Consider the following 17262-nt stretch of genomic DNA (forward strand, 5'->3'; position numbering starts at 1 on the left):
CGCCCGTCCGAGCTTTAATACGCGCCTGACCGACTTGCCTTACACTGCGCGCCTATGACCAACATCCCCCATATCCAAATCACCGAACCTGCCGTCACCTGCTCGACGTGTGCGGCCTGCTGCTGCCAGTTGGAGGTCATGCTGATCACCGACACCGGTGTACCGCAGCGCTTTATCGATACCGACGATTGGGGCGGTGAAGTGATGCTGCGCCTGGACGACGGCTGGTGCGCCGCGCTGGACCGGGACACGATGATGTGCACGATTTACGCGCTTCGGCCATTGATCTGCCGGGAATTTGAGATGGGTGCGCCGGAATGCCTGGAAGAGCGCGAAGGCATCGCCACGGTCTATCGCTGACCTGTAGGAACGAGCTTGCTCGCGAAAAATCTGAACGCGCCACGTCAACCCAGATTCACTGCGTTATCGTTGACGTCCTTCGCAAGCAAGCTCGCTCCTACAGTGCATTACATTGCCTACAGCGGCATGGTGTAGTGCAGTGAGTAGCTCTCTACCCCATCGTTATTGCTGCTGATACCGGCATTGGAATAGTGCGTGGCCCGAATGCCGACTTCATGCCCGCCGTTGAAGCGCAGGCCGAAACCCAGGCGGTCTTCGAACTGAAAAGATTGGCCGATGTTGTTGTCTTCCAGACGGGTGCGGGAGAACAGTGCCACCCCGATACCGGCTTCGATGTAGGGTTTGACCGACTCGCCGGCAAATTCATACACAAACACCGGCGAGAACGACAGGCTGCTTGCCCCTGCACGGTCATCACCTTCCCAATAGGTATAAGCGCCGCTCCAGTAGCCGGTCAGACGGCCAACGTTGCTTTGCATCCAGCTCTTATCCCAATCCGAGGTCAGGCCCAGTCGATAGGTCAACGTCGAATCACTGGTGCTCCCCAACCCGAACTCCAGGCCAGCGGCCTGGGCTGAAACAGAGTGTCCCAACACAGCGGCCGCAATCGCAGCCAAACAGAACAAGCGCTTCATAAGAAACATCCTTTCCGAACGAAGTTATATGGTTTTAAACAGGCTAACTGGCTATAGAAGCTGAGGCATAGACGGAAGTTCAGCTTTTATCAGCGCATTTCACGAAATTTTCACGAAGCAAAGCTTCGCACAACTCCGGGACGTTTCCAAAGTGTCGGTAGGATATTTCTTAGGTGATACAGGTCACCACTGGTCCAGAACTGTGCAGGCTCAGGATCGCCAACGGCCAGCAGGTCGCGCTCACCCAATAAGCGTTTGAGCTGGCGCGCCACGGCGGCGCCGGTATCAATGAGGATGATGTTGGGGGGCAGCATCTGCGCCAGCAGTGGCTTGAGGAAGGGATAGTGGGTGCAACCCAGGATGATGGTGTCGCAACCGGCGCTGATCAGCGGTTCGACATAGCCCTGCAACAGCTTGTGCAAGACAGCACTGTCCAGGTCGCCGGTTTCGATCAACTCCACCAGGCCCGGACACGGCTGGGTAATCACCCGCACATCGGTGGCGAAGCGGTCGAGCAAGGCGGCGAACTTGGCGCTTTGCAGGGTGCCGGTGGTGGCGAGCACACCGACAACGCCACTGCGCGTGGCAGCAGCGGCGGGTTTGACCGCAGGCTCCATGCCGACCAACGGCCAATCGGGGTAGTCCTGGCGCAAATCGGCGACGGCGGCGACGGTGGCCGTATTACAGGCAATCACAAATGCCTTGGCGCCCTGCTCGCGGAAAAACCGGGCGACGGAGCGGGAACGCTCAAGAATGAATGCCGGAGTTTTTTCGCCATAGGGAATATGCCCACAGTCGGCCACGTACAACAGTGACTCATGGGGCAATAATCGCTGAATCTCCTCCAGCACCGTCAGGCCACCAATGCCGGAGTCGAACACACCGATGGGCGCGCCCTTAACCATGCTGGGGTCCGCAGACGCTGCAGCCAGGGTCGCGCTTGACGCGCAGCTCGCGAAAGCGCGTGGTCAGGGCATCGATCAGCAACAGCCGGCCCACCAATGGCTCGCCAAAACCCGCCAGCAGTTTCAAGGCTTCCAGCGCTTGCAAGCTGCCGACCAGGCCTACTAACGGCCCGACTACCCCGGCTTCACTGCAGGTCAGCTCGGTGTCGCTGCCGTGCCCATATAAACAGTGGTAGCACGGGCTGTCGGCGCGCCGTGGATCGAACACCGACAATTGCCCCTCCAGGCGAATCGCCGCGCCACTGATCAACGGCTTGTCGGCGGCGACACAGGCAGCGTTGACCGCTTCGCGGGTGGAGAAGTTGTCGCTGCAATCAAGCACCACGTCCACTGCGACTACGGCGGCGGCCAGCGAGTCGGCATCCAGCGCCGTGCGATGGGCGACCAAGGTGATTTCAGGGTTGATCGCGCTCAGCCGACGCTGGGCCGAATCGACCTTGGTCTGCCCTACGCTGTCGGTATCATGGATGATCTGGCGTTGCAGGTTGGTCAGGTCAACCGTGTCAAAGTCGGCCAGGTGCAACTCACCCACACCGGCAGCGGCGAGATACAGCGCAACCGGTGCGCCCAGGCCACCCAGGCCGACGATCAGCGCGCGACTCTGTTTCAGGCGCAACTGGCCTTCAACGTCGACATGCTGCAACAAAATCTGCCGGCTATAGCGCAACAGCTCCTGATCGGTCAGCACGGGCGGCGTCCCAGGCTGATGCGTTCGTGACCGCCGAGGTCGATGCGGCTGTGTAGGTTTTCGAACCCCTGGTCCAGCATCAAGTCCCGCACGGCCGCAGCCTGGTCGTAGCCATGCTCGAGCAGCAACCAGCCACCGGCATTCAGATGGGCCGGGGCTTGCTTGATGATCAGGCGCAAATCGTCCAGGCCATCGTGGCCCGCCACCAGCGCGCTGGCCGGCTCGAAACGGACGTCGCCAGCCACCAGGTGGGGGTCATTGTCGGCGATGTAGGGTGGGTTACTGATGATCAGGTCAAAACTGTGGCCTTGCAAAGCGCTGAACCAATGGCTGTTCAGCACCGTGGCGTTGTTGAGGTGCAGGCGCTGGCGATTGCGCTCGGCCAGGGCCACGGCTTCCAGCACGCGGTCGACGGCCGTGACGTGCCAGGCCGGGCGTTCGCTGGCCAAGGCCAAGGCGATGGCGCCACTGCCGGTGCCCAGGTCGAGGACGTTGGCGCGCGTGGCGGGCAGCAACTCCAGGGCGGCCTCCACCAGCAGTTCGGTTTCCGGACGCGGGATCAGCGTGTGCGGCGCGACCTCCAGGTCGAGCTTCCAGAAGCCCTGCTGGCCGAGGATATACGCCACTGGCTCGCCGCTGCGGCGGCGCTGCAGGTAGCCGGCAAAGGTCAGGGCATCTTCGCTGCTGACGATCTTTTCCGGCCAGGTGTGCAAGTAGCTGCGCGATTTGCCCAGGGCAGCAGCCAGCAGCAGCTCCACATCCAGGCGTGCAGTCGGCGAATCGGGCAGGTCGGCAGCGCGCAGCAGGCTGGCAATAATGGTCATTTATTCACCTATCGCCGCCAATTGATCAGCCTGGTATTCGGCAAGCAACGGCTCGATCACCGCATCCACGCCACCGGCGAGAATCTCGTCCAGGGAGTAAAGGGTCAGGTTGACACGATGGTCGGTGACCCGGCCCTGGGCAAAATTGTAGGTACGGATACGCTCGGAGCGGTCGCCCGAGCCCACCAGCAGCTTGCGCTCGCTGGCAATCGCATTGGCGGCGGCGCTGGTCTGCTGGTCGTTCAGCTTGGCCGACAGCCAGGACATGGCCCGCGCACGGTTCTTGTGTTGGGAGCGTTCTTCCTGGCACTCCACCACGATGCCCGACGGCAAGTGGGTGATACGGATTGCCGAATCGGTCTTGTTGACGTGCTGGCCACCCGCACCGGATGAGCGGTAGGTATCCACGCGCAAGTCCGCCGGGTTGATCTCGATGGCTTCCTGTTCATCCGGCTCGGGCAGCACCGCCACGGTGCACGCCGAGGTGTGGATACGGCCCTGGGACTCTGTCGCCGGGACACGTTGTACGCGGTGGGCGCCGGACTCGAATTTCAGCTTGCCATAGACGTTGTCACCTTCGACCCGGGCAATGACTTCTTTATAGCCGCCGTGTTCACCTTCGTTCTCGGACAGGATCTCGACCCGCCAGCCGCGTCGTTCGGCATAGCGCGAGTACATGCGAAACAGATCGCCGGAGAAAATCGCTGCCTCGTCGCCACCGGTGCCGGCGCGGATTTCGAGGTACACGTTGCGCCCGTCATTGGGATCCTTGGGCAGCAGCATGCGTTGCAGGTCGCTTTCCAGCTCGGCGAGCTTTTCCTTGGCTTCTCGGACTTCTTCCACGGCCATTTCACGCATGTCCGGGTCGCTGTCCTTGAGCAGCGCCTGGGCGCCTTCGAGGTCGGCCTGCACTTTCGTGAGGCTTTTATAGGTAGCTACAATGGGCTCAACTTCTGCGTATTCCTTTGAATAAGCACGGAACTTGGCCTGATCGGAAATGACCTCGCCATCGCCGAGCAAGGCGGTCAGTTCTTCGAAACGGTCCTGGAGCACGTCCAGTTTATTGAGCAGTGACGCTTTCATTGCGATTTTTTATCCGAAGAGCTGTCTGACGCGCCCTCACCGAGGGCAAAGAGTTCCTGGGCCATGGCCAGCGCATCGAGGCGGCCTTCGGCAGTAAGCTTTTTCAACTGGACGCTGGGAGCGTGGAGCAGTTTGTTGGTCAGGCCACGGGCCAATTGCATCAGTACCTCTTCGGCGCCGCTGCCGTTGGCCAGCATCCGCTGGGCCTTGAGCAACTCTTCATCACGTAGGCGTTCGCCCTGCTGACGATACGCCTTGAGCACATCCACCGCCGCCAGTTCACGCAGGCGCACCATGAAATCTTCGGCGCCGGTGCTGACCATTTCCTCGGCGGCCTGGGCGGCACCCTGGCGGCTCTTGAGGTTCTCGGCAACCACCTCATGCAAATCGTCGACGCTGTAGAGGTAAACGTCGTCCAACTCGCCGACTTCGGGTTCGATATCCCGGGGAACGGCGATGTCCACCATGAAGATCGGCTTGTGCTTGCGCAGCTTCAACGCGCTTTCGACCGCGCCCTTGCCAAGGATCGGCAACTGGCTGGCGGTGGAGCTGATGACGATATCACTGCGTACCAATTCAGCCGGGATATCCGACAGCAGCACGGCGTGGGCACCGAACTGCTCGGCAAGGATACTCGCTCGTTCAAGGGTACGGTTGGCAACCACAATGCGTTTCACGCCCAGGTCATGCAGGTGACGGGCCACCAGGGTGATGGTTTCCCCGGCGCCAATCAGCAATGCCTGGCTGCGCTGCAAATCGCTGAAAATCTGTTTGGCAAGGCTCACGGCGGCAAAGGCCACCGACACCGGGTTTTCGCCGATAGCCGTGTCGGTGCGCACCTGTTTGGCGGAATTGAACGTGGCCTGGAACAGCCGGCCCAGCAATGGACCGACAGTGCCGGCCTCACGCGCCACGGCATAGGCGGATTTCATCTGGCCAAGAATCTGCGGCTCGCCCAGCACCAGCGAATCGAGGCCGGCCGCCACGCGCATCATGTGACGAACTGCCGCATCCTCTTCATGCACATAGGCACTGGCTCGCAGGTCATCGAGGCTCAAATGGTGATAATCAGCCAGCCAGCGCAGTACGACATCCGCGCAAAGATGTTCCTGCTCTATATAGAGCTCACTGCGATTGCAGGTCGAAAGGATCGCAGCTTCGCGGCTGTCGGTGAGCCGGCAGAGCTGCTGCAGGGCCTCAACCAACTGCTCTGGCGTAAACGCCACGCGCTCGCGCACGTCTACGGAGGCAGTCTTGTGGTTAATACCGAGTGCGAGGAAGGCCATTCAATATCGCTGATGATGTCGGGAAGCCGACAATTGTCCTACTTCGAAAGATCCAGAACAACCACCGTCGTCTATTGTCCTAATTCGTTATGCCTATAAAGGCTTGCATTGAGACTCGGTTATGTTTGGCCGAAGGCTTGTGTCATGATGATCCGACCGCAGGTTAGTCGTCCTCTTCCTATATGAATAGATCTTCCGCGTTGCTCCTTGCTTTTGTCTTCCTCAGCGGCTGCCAGGCCATGGCACCCGTGTCGCCGGACGCTGCGCCGCCGGTGGAAGACAGCACCCCCGCCCCTGAAAAGCCTAAGGTTTATTCCTCGTTCAGTGAAGAAACGATCTACAGCCTGCTGACCGCTGAATTGGCCGGCCAGCGCAATCGTTTTGATATTGCGCTGGATAATTATGTGACCCAGGCCATCAACACCCAGGACCCGGGCATCTCCGAGCGAGCGTTTCGCATCGCCGAATACCTGGGCGCCGACCAGGCTGCGCTGGACACTTCGCTGATCTGGGCGAAAAACGCCCCGGATGACCTGGAAGCCCAACGTGCGGCTGCCGTGCAACTGGCCCGTGCAGGACGCTATGACGACTCCATGGTCTATATGGAGAAAGTCCTGCAGGGCAAGGGCGACACACATTTCGACTTCCTTGCGCTGTCGGCCGCCGACACCGACCAGGACACGCGCAATGGCCTGATGAAAAGTTTCGACCGCCTGCTGCAAAAACACCCGAAGAACAGCCAACTGGTGTTCGGCAAGGCTCTGTTGTTGCAACAGGATGACGAGGCCGACGCCGCACTCAAGTTGCTGGAGCAAAACCCACCGGAAGACGGCGAGATCGCGCCGATCCTGCTGCGCGCGCGCCTGCTGCAAAACCTCAACCGCGGCAAGGAAGCGATTCCGCTGCTGGAAAAAAGTATCAAGAAATACCCGGACGATAAGCGCCTGCGCCTGACTTACGCACGCATGCTGGTGGAGCAGGACCGCATGGAAGACGCCAAAGTGCAGTTCGCCAACCTGGTCCAGCAATACCCGGACGACGACGAACTGCGTTATTCCCTGGCACTGGTCTGCCTGGAAGCCAAGGCCTGGGACGAGGCCAAGGGCTATCTGGAAGAACTGATCGAACGCGATAGCCACGTGGACTCGGCGCACCTGAACCTCGGCCGCATTGCCGAAGAGCGCAACGACCCGCAGGCCGCCCTGCTGGAATACGCCCAGGTCGGCCCCGGCAACGACTACCTGCCGGCCCAACTGCGCCAGGCTGACATCCTGATGAGCAACGGCCGTACCGACGAGGCAGAAAAACGCCTGGCCGCGGCCCGCGATGCCGAGCCGGACTACGCTATCCAGCTGTACCTGATCCAGGCCGAGACCTTGTCGGCCAACAAGCAGGGCGAACGCGCCTGGAAGCTGCTGCAACAAGCATTGCTGCAATACCCTGACGATTTGAACCTGCTGTACACCCGCGCCATGCAGGCGGAAAAACGCAATGACCTGGCCCAGCTGGAAAAAGACCTGCGGCTGATCATCAAGCGCGACCCGGACAACGCCATGGCACTCAATGCCCTGGGTTACACCTTGTCCGACCGCACCACGCGCTATGCCGAAGCCAAAGTGTTGATCGAACAAGCCCACCAGCTCAACCCGGAAGACCCGGCCGTGCTCGATAGCCTGGGCTGGGTGAACTATCGCCTGGGCAACCTCGACGAAGCCGAGCGTTTGCTGCGCCAGGCACTGGAGCGTTTTCCCGATCAAGAAGTCGCCGCACACCTGGGCGAAGTGCTCTGGGCTAAAGGCAAGCAACGCGAAGCGCGACAAATCTGGGAAAGATTCCTCAAGGAACAACCCGAAAGCCCCATCCTGCGCGGCACCATCAAGCGCCTGACCGGATCCGAGACCCTTTAAGCTTATGTTCTTGCGCCACATTATTGTTTTCAGCTTCATCGCCTTGCTCGCCGGTTGCGCGGGCATAGACAGCCGCGAATCCGTTGAAGGCCAGGGCAACCCGGCCCAATGGAAACAACACAAGGACCAGCTGAGCAGTATCGATGGCTGGCAGATCGAGGGAAAAGTCGGCGTTCGTGCGCCGAAAGACTCCGGCAGCGGTACCCTGTTCTGGCTGCAACGCCAGGACTACTACGATATTCGTCTCTCCGGCCCGCTGGGCCGGGGCGCGGCGCGCCTGACCGGCCGACCGGGGCAAGTGAGCCTGGAAGTGGCCAACCAGGGCCGCTACGAAGCAAGCTCTCCGGAAGAACTGCTGGAGCAGCAGATCGGCTGGAAGCTGCCTGTCTCGCATCTGGTCTGGTGGGTACGCGGCTTGCCGGCGCCCGACAGCAAGAGCCGCCTGAGCCTCAACGGCGACAGCCGCCTGGCCACGCTGGAGCAGGATGGTTGGCAGGTGGAGTACTTGAGCTACGTTGAACAAAGCGGTTATTGGCTGCCCGAACGCATCAAGCTGCACGGCACCGACCTTGACGTCACGCTGGTGATCAAGGACTGGCAACCTCGCAAGCTGGGGCAATAACGTGACTGAACGCCTGACCCTGCCCTCGCCAGCCAAACTCAATCTGATGCTGCACATCCTCGGGCGCCGTGAAGACGGTTACCACGAGTTGCAGACGCTTTTTCAATTCCTCGACTACGGCGATGAGCTGACCTTCGCCGTACGCGACGATGGCGTGATCCAGCTGCATACCGAATTCGAAGGCGTGCCCCACGACAGCAATCTGATCGTGAAGGCTGCGAAAAAACTTCAGCAACAATCTGGCACCTCGCTCGGCATCGATATCTGGATCGACAAGATTCTGCCCATGGGCGGAGGTATCGGTGGCGGCAGCTCAAATGCCGCAACCACATTGCTGGGCCTCAATCACCTGTGGCAACTGGGCTGGGACCACGACCGCCTGGCTGCACTGGGCCTCACACTGGGCGCCGACGTCCCGGTTTTCGTGCGTGGGCACGCCGCGTTTGCCGAAGGCGTGGGAGAGAAACTCACCCCTGTAGAGCCCGAAGAACCTTGGTATGTCGTGCTTGTGCCGCAAGTATCTGTAAGTACAGCAGAAATTTTTTCAGATCCGTTGTTGACACGTAACTCTTCTCCCATTAAAGTGCGCCCCGTTCCCAAGGGAAACAGTCGAAATGACTGCTTACCGGTTGTAGCAAGGCGTTATCCAGAAGTACGTAACGCTTTGAATTTGTTAGGTAAATTTACCGAAGCAAAATTAACCGGAACTGGAAGTTGTGTGTTTGGGGGCTTCCCAAGCAAAGCTGAAGCTGATAAAGTCTCGGCCCTTCTTACAGAGACCCTTACAGGGTTTGTAGCAAAGGGAAGCAACGTTTCGATGTTGCATCGCAAGCTGCAAAGTCTGCTCTAAAAGGAATCGAGTGCTGGGCACTCGTTGCAACAGATACAGGGGCGTCGCCAAGCGGTAAGGCAGCAGGTTTTGATCCTGCCATGCGTTGGTTCGAATCCAGCCGCCCCTGCCATTTTCTAATACTCATCCAGGTTACCCTCAGCCTCTAGGTACTGCGCGTGTCCAAGATGATGGTCTTTACGGGGAATGCCAACCCCGATCTGGCTCGGCGTGTCGTACGTCAGCTGCATATCCCTCTCGGTGACATCTCTGTCGGTAAATTCTCCGACGGCGAAATTACAGCCGAGATCAATGAAAATGTCCGCGGTAAAGACGTCTTCATTATTCAGCCGACCTGCGCTCCGACCAACGATAACCTGATGGAACTCGTCGTGATGGCTGATGCCTTCCGCCGCTCCTCAGCGACTCGAATCACAGCTGTAATCCCTTACTTTGGTTATGCCCGTCAGGATCGCCGTCCGCGTTCCGCACGTGTGGCTATCAGCGCGAAAGTCGTTGCTGACATGCTGACCGTGGTGGGTATCGACCGTGTTCTCACGGTTGACCTGCACGCTGACCAAATCCAGGGGTTCTTCGATATTCCGGTAGATAACATCTACGGCTCCCCCGTCCTGGTGGATGACATCGAAGACCAGCGCTTTGAAAACCTGATGATCGTGTCCCCGGACATTGGCGGCGTCGTGCGTGCACGGGCTGTCGCCAAATCCCTGGGCGTGGATCTCGGGATCATCGACAAACGCCGTGAAAAAGCCAATCACTCTGAAGTGATGCATATCATCGGTGATGTCGAAGGGCGTACCTGTATTCTGGTTGATGACATGGTCGACACCGCCGGCACCCTGTGCCACGCGGCCAAAGCCTTGAAAGAGCACGGTGCGGCAAAAGTCTTCGCCTACTGCACACACCCTGTGCTGTCGGGCCGAGCGATCGAGAACATCGAGAACTCTATGCTGGACGAACTGGTGGTGACTAACACCATCCCGTTGTCCGCTGCTGCTCAAGCCTGTTCGCGTATCCGTCAACTGGATATCGCACCGGTAGTTGCCGAGGCGGTTCGCCGCATCAGCAACGAAGAATCGATCAGCGCGATGTTCCGTTAAGGGTCAAACCTTCGGAGCACCTCACTGACGAAAAGCGCCCCGCCCCAGCATTCTGTTGGGGCGGGGCTTTTTTGCCCATATCGCCTTTAGCGCTGGTCGCAAACGCTGGGGCGAATGTGGTTATTTTGGAGATACAACATGAACGATTTTACCCTGAATGCTGAAGTGCGTTCCGACCTGGGGAAAGGTGCGAGCCGCCGCCTGCGTCGTCTCGCAAGCCTGGTTCCAGCTGTAGTCTACGGTGGCGAAAAAGCCCCTGAGTCCATCAGCATGCTGGCTAAAGAAGTAGCCAAGCTGCTCGAAAACGATGCTGCCTACAGCCACGTTATCGAACTGAACGTTGGCGGCAAGAAGCAGAACGTTATCATCAAGGCCCTGCAGCGCCACCCTTCCAAGGGCCACGTACTGCACGCTGACTTCGTACGCGTTGTAGCCGGTCAGAAACTGACCGCTATCGTGCCTGTGCACTTTGTTGGTGAAGAAGCTCCGGTCAAGAAAGGTGGCGTTGTTTCCCACACTGCTACCGAGGTGGAAGTAAGCTGCCTGCCGAAAGACCTGCCTGAATTCATCGAAGTCGACCTGTCGGCTGCTGAAATCGGCACCATCATCCACCTGTCCGACCTCAAAGCCCCTAAAGGCGTTGAGTTCGTTGCACTGGCTCACAACGACGACAAGGCTGTTGCCAGCGTCCACGCGCCACGTGTTGTAGCAGAAGATGAAGCAGGCGAAACCGCTGCAGAGTAATGCTCTCTGCAACGAAAGGAGCTTGAGGAAACATCGCGGACCGAAACGTAGCGAGAAAGCGGGCGATAACGCGAAGTTTATCTCTGGATAAGTGAGCTCCTGTCGTCCACTTTCGCCGCACTCAGGTCAGGCGATGTTATCCACAACTCCAAAGGAAGGGCCCCTGTCGTGACTGCCATTAAACTGATCGTTGGTCTGGGAAATCCAGGCGCCGAATACGAACAGACCCGGCATAACGCAGGGGCCCTTTTTGTTGAGCGCATCGCCCACGCCCAAGGCGTCAATCTTGTGGCCGATCGCAAATATTTCGGCCTGACCGGGCGCTTCTCGCACCAGGGTCAGGATGTTCGTCTGCTGATTCCCACCACCTACATGAACCGCAGCGGCCAGGCTGTCGCGGCGCTTGCGGGCTTCTTCCGGATCAAACCCGAAGAAATCCTGGTGGCCCATGACGAACTGGACCTGCCACCCGGGGTTGCCAAGCTCAAGCAAGGCGGCGGGCATGGCGGGCACAACGGCCTGCGTGACATCATCGCGCAGTTGGGCAATCAGAACACTTTTTACCGTCTGCGGCTCGGCATTGGCCACCCAGGCGTTGCCAGTATGGTTTCAAATTTCGTCCTGGGTCGTGCGCCACGCGCCGAACAGGAAAAACTCGATGCCAGCATCGATTTTGCCCTCGGCGTGCTGCCGGATATCTTCGCTGGTGAATGGAACCGCGCGATGAAAAACCTGCACAGCCAGAAGGCCTGACTTTTACCCGAGGGGAAACACCATGGGATTCAATTGCGGCATCGTCGGCCTGCCCAACGTCGGCAAATCCACCCTGTTCAACGCCCTGACCAAGTCCGGTATTGCGGCAGAGAACTTCCCCTTCTGCACCATCGAGCCCAACAGCGGTATCGTGCCGATGCCGGACCCACGCCTGGAGGCACTGGCGGCGATCGTCAACCCCAAGCGCATCCTGCCGACCACCATGGAATTCGTCGACATCGCTGGCCTTGTCGCCGGCGCCTCGAAAGGCGAAGGTCTGGGCAACAAGTTCCTGGCCAACATCCGTGAAACCGACGCCATCGCCCACGTGGTCCGCTGCTTTGAAGACGAGAACGTGATCCACGTCTCCAACAGCGTCGACCCGAAACGCGACATCGAGATCATCGACCTGGAATTGATCTTCGCCGACCTTGACAGCTGCGAGAAGCAGCTGCAGAAAGTCGCACGCAACGCCAAGGGTGGTGACAAGGATGCGGTGGTCCAGAAGGGCTTGCTGGAGCAGTTGATCGCTCACTTCACCGAAGGCAAGCCGGCACGCAGCCTGATGAAGACCATGGGCACTGACGAGAAGGCTGTGATCAAGGGCTTCCACCTGCTGACCACCAAGCCGGTGATGTACATCGCCAACGTTGCCGAAGACGGCTTCGAGAACAACCCGCTTCTCGACGTGGTCAAGACCATCGCCGAGGAAGAAGGCGCCATCGTCGTTCCGGTGTGCAATAAGATCGAAGCGGAAATCGCCGAGCTCGATGACGGCGAAGAAAAAGACATGTTCCTCGAGGCTCTGGGCCTGGAAGAGCCTGGCCTGAACCGTGTGATCCGTGCTGGCTATGAGATGCTCAACCTGCAGACCTACTTCACCGCCGGTGTCGAAGAAGTCCGCGCCTGGACCGTCAAGGTCGGTGCGACTGCGCCACAGGCTGCCGGCGTGATCCACACCGACTTCGAAAAAGGCTTCATCCGCGCCGAAGTCATCGCCTATAACGACTTCATCCAGTACAAGGGTGAGGCTGGAACCAAGGAAGCCGGTAAATGGCGCCTTGAAGGCAAGGACTATATTGTCAAGGATGGGGATGTCATGCACTTCCGCTTCAACGTATAAGTAGACCTGTAACCCCTGTACCGAACAAAAAAAGCCGATGCATTGCATCGGTTTTTTTGTGGCTGTTTGTTTCAATATTCGAAACAAGTGCAAATTCAACGTATGAAAAAACTACTTACCCAGGGCACTAAACCAACTTATCCACGCAATCCCCCGCCTTTAAGTTTTCTCCTACGCTAAACACACTATAACCACCGAAAAACCACTTGAACAAAACAGCGCACTGAATTAGTTAATATTTCTCACGTTATTTTTCAGCCTTTTCACGTTAACAGACACGATGACTTTTTGGATTATTTAGGCTCTACTGGCTGCACGCCAACAGCGTTCTATCAACAGTGAAGTGATAGCGATAGTGGAGCACCTGGACTATGTCAGCTTCTTACACAATAACAAATGAGACATACCTCCCCTCCGTTGAAGCCTTGGACATCGAGCGTACGCTTAAGAGTACTGCAGCGCTCGATATCGATATTTTGTTACTGGGAGAAACCGGCACTGGCAAGGATACCCTGGCCCAACGAGTCCATCGTTTGTCGGGTCGACGCGGTCATTTTGTCGCAGTCAACTGCGCCGCCATCCCGGAAAGCCTTGCAGAGAGCCAACTATTCGGCGTCAACAGCGGCGCCTACACCGGAGCAGTGCAGTCACGCGCGGGATTTATCGAAACCGCACATTTGGGCACCTTGTATCTGGATGAAATCGACAGCATGCCACTTTCCATGCAAGCCAAACTGCTACGTGTGCTGGAGTCACGGGGCGTCGAACGCCTGGGCTCCACCCGGTTCATCCCGGTAGATATGCGAGTCATCGCCTCTGCACAGCAATCGCTGCATGAGATGGTCGAGCAAGGGAAGTTCAGGCGCGACTTGTATTTTCGCCTGAGCGTAGTGAACATCAATCTTCCTCCGCTGCGTAACCGCCGTGACCGAATCGTCCCGTTGTTCCTGAATATGATTCAAGAGGAAGCCGAGCACTATAAGTGCCTGGCCCCAGCCCCTTGCAGCGAGCTGGTCCAACAGTTGCTGTGCCATCCTTGGCTGGGGAATGTGCGTGAACTGCGCTCCACTGCCAAGCGATTCGTGCTGGGACTGGCGCCGCTTTCAGACTCCCCCTCGAACGCTACACACGCGCCAACGAACCTGAAAGAGCGCCTGCAACAAATCGAGAAAGCCCTGATTGAAGAGGCTTTGCGACGCCATTCCTACTGCGTGGACGAGGTGGCGGCAGAGTTGGGCATGGCGAAGCGAACGCTCTACTATCGGATGAAACAGTTAGAAATACAGTAGCGCATTGCCCAGCCGATATGCATCGAAGAAACCTCCAGATACATCCTCCAAGTAAAAATTGGAACCATATTCTAGCCTGAGCCACACAAGTACGAGCCTGATATATTTAGTACCTATTGGAAGCATCAATACTGAAACTAGAACATCGGGCTCAAATATCATTTCTTAAATAGCGGAGTTTAACTATGGGCAATGTTACTGGCGCCAGCGCAAACACCTACCAACCCCCTATCCAGAGCTCCAGCGGCGGCGAAAACGAAGACCTCAAGCAGGAAAGGAAAGCAGCAGCTCGTGAATCTTTGAAGGAAAGTATTGAGTCCTTCAAGATCACTGAGAAGAAAAAGAACATCGACGCAATACGTTAAGTAGCTTGACCGCCCTTTATCACTAAAGGGCGGTTCTCCCCAGGAGGTCTAATGAAAATAGAAGTCGACGTATTACGCGAATATCAAAACGGCCTGACAGCCCGCAAGCCCCCTACCCCATCTACGCACCACAGCGAAGATGTGAGCTTTTTCAGCTCGCAATTGGAACCTTCGATGCAACGGGTTACCGCCGCACCATCATCGAATGCCCTGACCGATGCTTTGCAGCATCTGGACAAGGCGAAAAGCGGCATGAGCAAAGGCCTCAAGGACTTCAACAATGAGTTCAAGGAAAAAAATCGACTCAACTATGCCTCCCATCTTTCAGACTCAGTACTGCTGACCCAAACCCTGGTGAAGTGCGTCGGCAAGGGTGCGCAATGCCTCGAAAAAGTCAGCAACCTACAGTAGGAAAAAATGATTCGTTTTCTGTCTATCGGATTAATTTTCTCGCTGACGTTGATACTGGGCGGCTGCGGCGAAAGTGTCGAACTGCATCGCCAACTGTCCGAACAGGACGCCAACGAGGTCATCGCGGAACTGGCTGACAAACACATACGCGCACAAAAAGTGCCTGCCAAGGACGGCGTGGTGATTCGGGTCAACGTAGCCGACATCAGTCGCGCCGTTCGCACGCTGGAGGCCGTAGGGCTGCCCAAGGTCGCACGCGCCACAATGGGGGATACCTTCCGCAAGGAAGGCGTCATCTCCACACCGCTGGAAGAGCGTGCCAGATACATCTATGCCCTGTCCCAGGAGCTGGAGGCGACCCTGTCGAACATCGATGGCGTCATCGTCGCTCGTGTGCACGTAGTGCTGCCCGAACGCGTGGCTCCCGGTGAGCCCGTCCAACCCGCTTCCGCCTCGGTGTTCATCAAGCATGATCCGCGATTGGAGCCCGACAGTATCAGGGCCCGTGTACGCAGGATGGTAGCCAGCAGTATTCCCGGCATGAGCACCGCACTGGATAACGCCCAAAAGCTCACGGTTGTTTTTGTGCCGGCGGCGGTCTATCAGGAACAACAACGGTTGATGTATTTCGGCCCTTTCCTGGTCCCTGAGGACGACGTTAGTTTTTGGCGCACCAGTATTGGCCTGTTGATTACCGGCGCGATACTGATGCTGGTCGCTGCGCTGTTCTGGCGCATAAGGGGACAACGGTCAAAGCCAGCTGTCGCCCCGGCTCAATTGACGAATGAGTGATCACCTGGCTTGGGCACAATGGTGGGCCAGCCCCTGGCTATCTTCGCACCCGGAGGCAACCAGCACCCACGCCTATGACGCAGTGCTGCCCTTGTGTCGCAGCCGGCCCGGGCTGGCATGTGCCGCCTTGGGCATAGAGCCGTGCCTGCCTCCTGCCCCGTGTGCAACGGTGCTTGGCTTGGCACTGGCATCACCGGAGCAGATTGATCTGGCAATAGCGCTACTGGATCTCACGTGCCATCCCAACCTCGACAGCCCTTTGTGCGACGAACACCGCAAGTGGTGCGAACGCCTTGCCAAGGCTCTGCATCCCGGGGCCTTGCTGCAACCGGACGACGATCCACTGCAATTGCTGCGGGCCTGGGTCGAACCTGCTGTCTGGCAGCGTCTGCGGTTGCGCCTGGTCCCCCATCGGGTGCAGGCAATTGAAAGCACATACCTGTCACTTGACGACGCCCATGGCCGGCTCAATACGCTCTGGCAAGCCATTGTCTGGCGTATCGCCGCAACGCATAGCGAACTCACCCATCGTTAACTGCAAAAAATCGGAGCCTTGTCCATGCTGACCCTACGCAGAATTGAGTTGCACAACGGTGCCCCCGGGCAGCCAAAGGTTTTGATTACCCGGGAAATGCTTGCCGACTGCTCGCGGGCCGGGCAGCTACTGGGTAGCGCCCAGGCCCAAGCCGACGAACTCTTGCACCAGGCGGCTGAACACCGCGAAGAATTGCTTGAACAGGCCAGTCTCGACTTCTGGTCACGGGCCAACGCGCAGCTCAGCGCCTGGGAGCGCCAACGCCAGGCGATGTGCGACAACCTTGAGCACTACGCCACTTCCATCGCCAACCAAGCCTTCCACTGCCTGTTGGAGGAAGTGCCTCAGCCCCAACGCCTTTCGGCATTGATTAAACAGCTGGTAGCGACGCAAATCCCCCCGATCAAGGCAACGCTGGTTTGCCACCCCCTTGAGCACGATCACATCGCCCAAGCCTTGGCCAAACTGGACTCTACGCTTTGGAGGCTTCGTCCTGATGACCAGGTCAAACCTCAAACGTTGCTGTTGGAAACAGACGAAGGCGACTTCCGCATCGACTGGGCATCAATGCGCGAAATTTTGTTTGCGAGCGCGTAGGAAACATCAACGAAAAAGCGATGAAGGCAGCGATATTTTTAAAAAACATGTCCGCCGATGGAACTGGTGACAAACAACCCGCCACACAGTTCAGACACATCTGGAGTAAAACTCATGGACTTCTACGGAAACCTGAACACTCACCTGTTGAAGCAGGTTCAATCTGACACCAAGCGTGTGAATACCGCCTATAAAGACACGGAATCATTCGATGGCGACATCGAGTATTTCAGCGATCTAGTGAAACAACAGAAACTCTCCATCATCGCTTTCAACGAACAAGTCCGCTCCAGGCATACGCTGCTTAAGACAGCCCTGGATGGTGTGCAGTAA

Annotated in this window: 21 protein-coding genes and 1 tRNA gene; 16 read left to right on the forward strand and 6 right to left on the reverse strand. The window is 57.9% G+C overall.

The genetic code is table 11. From position 1 onward, the window contains the following. The first annotated feature begins 54 nt into the window (after positions 1-54). Complete coding sequence (locus NMB39_RS24985; RefSeq protein ID WP_046070825.1) at positions 55-360, forward strand: YkgJ family cysteine cluster protein; 306 nt, start codon at positions 55-57, stop codon at positions 358-360. Positions 361-476: 116 nt separating this feature from the next. Here the strand turns inward: NMB39_RS24985 and NMB39_RS24990 are convergent, their stop codons facing one another. From NMB39_RS24990 to hemA, 6 genes are all read right to left on the reverse strand, one after another. After that, the gene (locus NMB39_RS24990; protein WP_043049248.1) at positions 477-995 is read right to left on the reverse strand and encodes an acyloxyacyl hydrolase; all 519 of its coding nucleotides are present in this window, start codon (positions 993-995) and stop codon (positions 477-479) included. A 110-nt stretch (positions 996-1105) separates the two neighbouring features. Beyond that, positions 1106-1900, reverse strand: a complete 795-nt coding sequence (gene murI, locus NMB39_RS24995; protein ID WP_494339935.1) for a glutamate racemase — start codon at positions 1898-1900, stop codon at positions 1106-1108. After that, positions 1893-2648 (reverse strand): molybdopterin-synthase adenylyltransferase MoeB, encoded by a 756-nt coding sequence (locus NMB39_RS25000; RefSeq protein WP_057024869.1) that lies wholly within the window; start codon positions 2646-2648, stop codon positions 1893-1895. The genes murI and NMB39_RS25000 overlap by 8 nt, the downstream gene beginning before the upstream one ends. Then, a complete protein-coding gene (gene prmC / locus NMB39_RS25005) occupies positions 2642-3472 on the reverse strand; it encodes a peptide chain release factor N(5)-glutamine methyltransferase (protein WP_057024868.1) in 831 nt (276 codons plus the stop codon). Before prmC ends, NMB39_RS25000 begins: the two co-directional genes overlap by 7 nt. Further along, complete coding sequence (gene prfA, locus NMB39_RS25010; protein WP_057013809.1) at positions 3473-4555, reverse strand: peptide chain release factor 1; 1083 nt, start codon at positions 4553-4555, stop codon at positions 3473-3475. After that, positions 4552-5841: a glutamyl-tRNA reductase gene (gene hemA, locus NMB39_RS25015; RefSeq protein WP_057013808.1), complete on the reverse strand. Its 1290-nt coding sequence runs from the start codon at positions 5839-5841 to the stop codon at positions 4552-4554. Before hemA ends, prfA begins: the two co-directional genes overlap by 4 nt. A gap of 182 nt (positions 5842-6023) precedes the next feature. On the opposite strand from hemA, the gene NMB39_RS25020 reads away from it, so the two are divergent. The 15 genes from NMB39_RS25020 (at position 6024) to NMB39_RS25090 (ending at position 17262) form a co-directional block, all read left to right on the forward strand. Then, the gene (locus tag NMB39_RS25020) at positions 6024-7748 is read left to right on the forward strand and encodes a tetratricopeptide repeat protein (protein ID WP_494339934.1); all 1725 of its coding nucleotides are present in this window, start codon (positions 6024-6026) and stop codon (positions 7746-7748) included. 4 nt (positions 7749-7752) lie between these two features. Then, positions 7753-8370 carry a lipoprotein insertase outer membrane protein LolB gene (lolB, locus tag NMB39_RS25025; RefSeq protein WP_464006450.1) on the forward strand — a complete coding sequence of 206 codons (618 nt, stop codon included), beginning with the start codon at positions 7753-7755 and terminating at the stop codon, positions 8368-8370. A 1-nt stretch (position 8371) separates the two neighbouring features. Then, positions 8372-9220 (forward strand): 4-(cytidine 5'-diphospho)-2-C-methyl-D-erythritol kinase, encoded by an 849-nt coding sequence (ispE, locus tag NMB39_RS25030; protein WP_082363291.1) that lies wholly within the window; start codon positions 8372-8374, stop codon positions 9218-9220. 37 nt (positions 9221-9257) lie between these two features. Continuing rightward, a tRNA-Gln gene (locus NMB39_RS25035) sits at positions 9258-9332 on the forward strand. Positions 9333-9378: 46 nt separating this feature from the next. Beyond that, the gene (locus NMB39_RS25040; RefSeq protein ID WP_003208392.1) at positions 9379-10320 is read left to right on the forward strand and encodes a ribose-phosphate pyrophosphokinase; all 942 of its coding nucleotides are present in this window, start codon (positions 9379-9381) and stop codon (positions 10318-10320) included. Between the two features lie 138 nt (positions 10321-10458). Further along, positions 10459-11064 carry a 50S ribosomal protein L25/general stress protein Ctc gene (locus NMB39_RS25045; protein ID WP_494339933.1) on the forward strand — a complete coding sequence of 202 codons (606 nt, stop codon included), beginning with the start codon at positions 10459-10461 and terminating at the stop codon, positions 11062-11064. 168 nt (positions 11065-11232) lie between these two features. Further along, positions 11233-11817, forward strand: coding sequence for an aminoacyl-tRNA hydrolase (gene pth / locus NMB39_RS25050; protein WP_003208389.1), 585 nt, complete (start codon positions 11233-11235; stop codon positions 11815-11817). A gap of 22 nt (positions 11818-11839) precedes the next feature. Next, on the forward strand, positions 11840-12940 hold the full coding sequence (gene ychF / locus NMB39_RS25055) for a redox-regulated ATPase YchF (protein WP_057024864.1): 1101 nt from the start codon (positions 11840-11842) through the stop codon (positions 12938-12940). A gap of 371 nt (positions 12941-13311) precedes the next feature. Beyond that, positions 13312-14229, forward strand: coding sequence for a sigma 54-interacting transcriptional regulator (locus NMB39_RS25060; protein ID WP_057024863.1), 918 nt, complete (start codon positions 13312-13314; stop codon positions 14227-14229). Between the two features lie 185 nt (positions 14230-14414). After that, the gene (locus NMB39_RS25065; RefSeq protein WP_057024862.1) at positions 14415-14594 is read left to right on the forward strand and encodes a hypothetical protein; all 180 of its coding nucleotides are present in this window, start codon (positions 14415-14417) and stop codon (positions 14592-14594) included. Positions 14595-14645: 51 nt separating this feature from the next. After that, the gene (locus NMB39_RS25070; RefSeq protein ID WP_232923450.1) at positions 14646-15005 is read left to right on the forward strand and encodes a hypothetical protein; all 360 of its coding nucleotides are present in this window, start codon (positions 14646-14648) and stop codon (positions 15003-15005) included. Positions 15006-15011: 6 nt separating this feature from the next. Continuing rightward, on the forward strand, positions 15012-15797 hold the full coding sequence (gene sctJ / locus NMB39_RS25075; RefSeq protein WP_198719261.1) for a type III secretion system inner membrane ring lipoprotein SctJ: 786 nt from the start codon (positions 15012-15014) through the stop codon (positions 15795-15797). 169 nt (positions 15798-15966) lie between these two features. After that, positions 15967-16332: a type III secretion protein gene (locus tag NMB39_RS25080; RefSeq protein ID WP_306958611.1), complete on the forward strand. Its 366-nt coding sequence runs from the start codon at positions 15967-15969 to the stop codon at positions 16330-16332. A gap of 24 nt (positions 16333-16356) precedes the next feature. Next, positions 16357-16929, forward strand: coding sequence for a type III secretion system stator protein SctL (sctL, locus tag NMB39_RS25085; protein WP_057024858.1), 573 nt, complete (start codon positions 16357-16359; stop codon positions 16927-16929). A gap of 114 nt (positions 16930-17043) precedes the next feature. Next, positions 17044-17262, forward strand: a complete 219-nt coding sequence (locus NMB39_RS25090; RefSeq protein ID WP_057024857.1) for a hypothetical protein — start codon at positions 17044-17046, stop codon at positions 17260-17262.

The sequence above is a fragment of the Pseudomonas sp. FBCC-B545 genome (genome assembly GCF_059134095.1).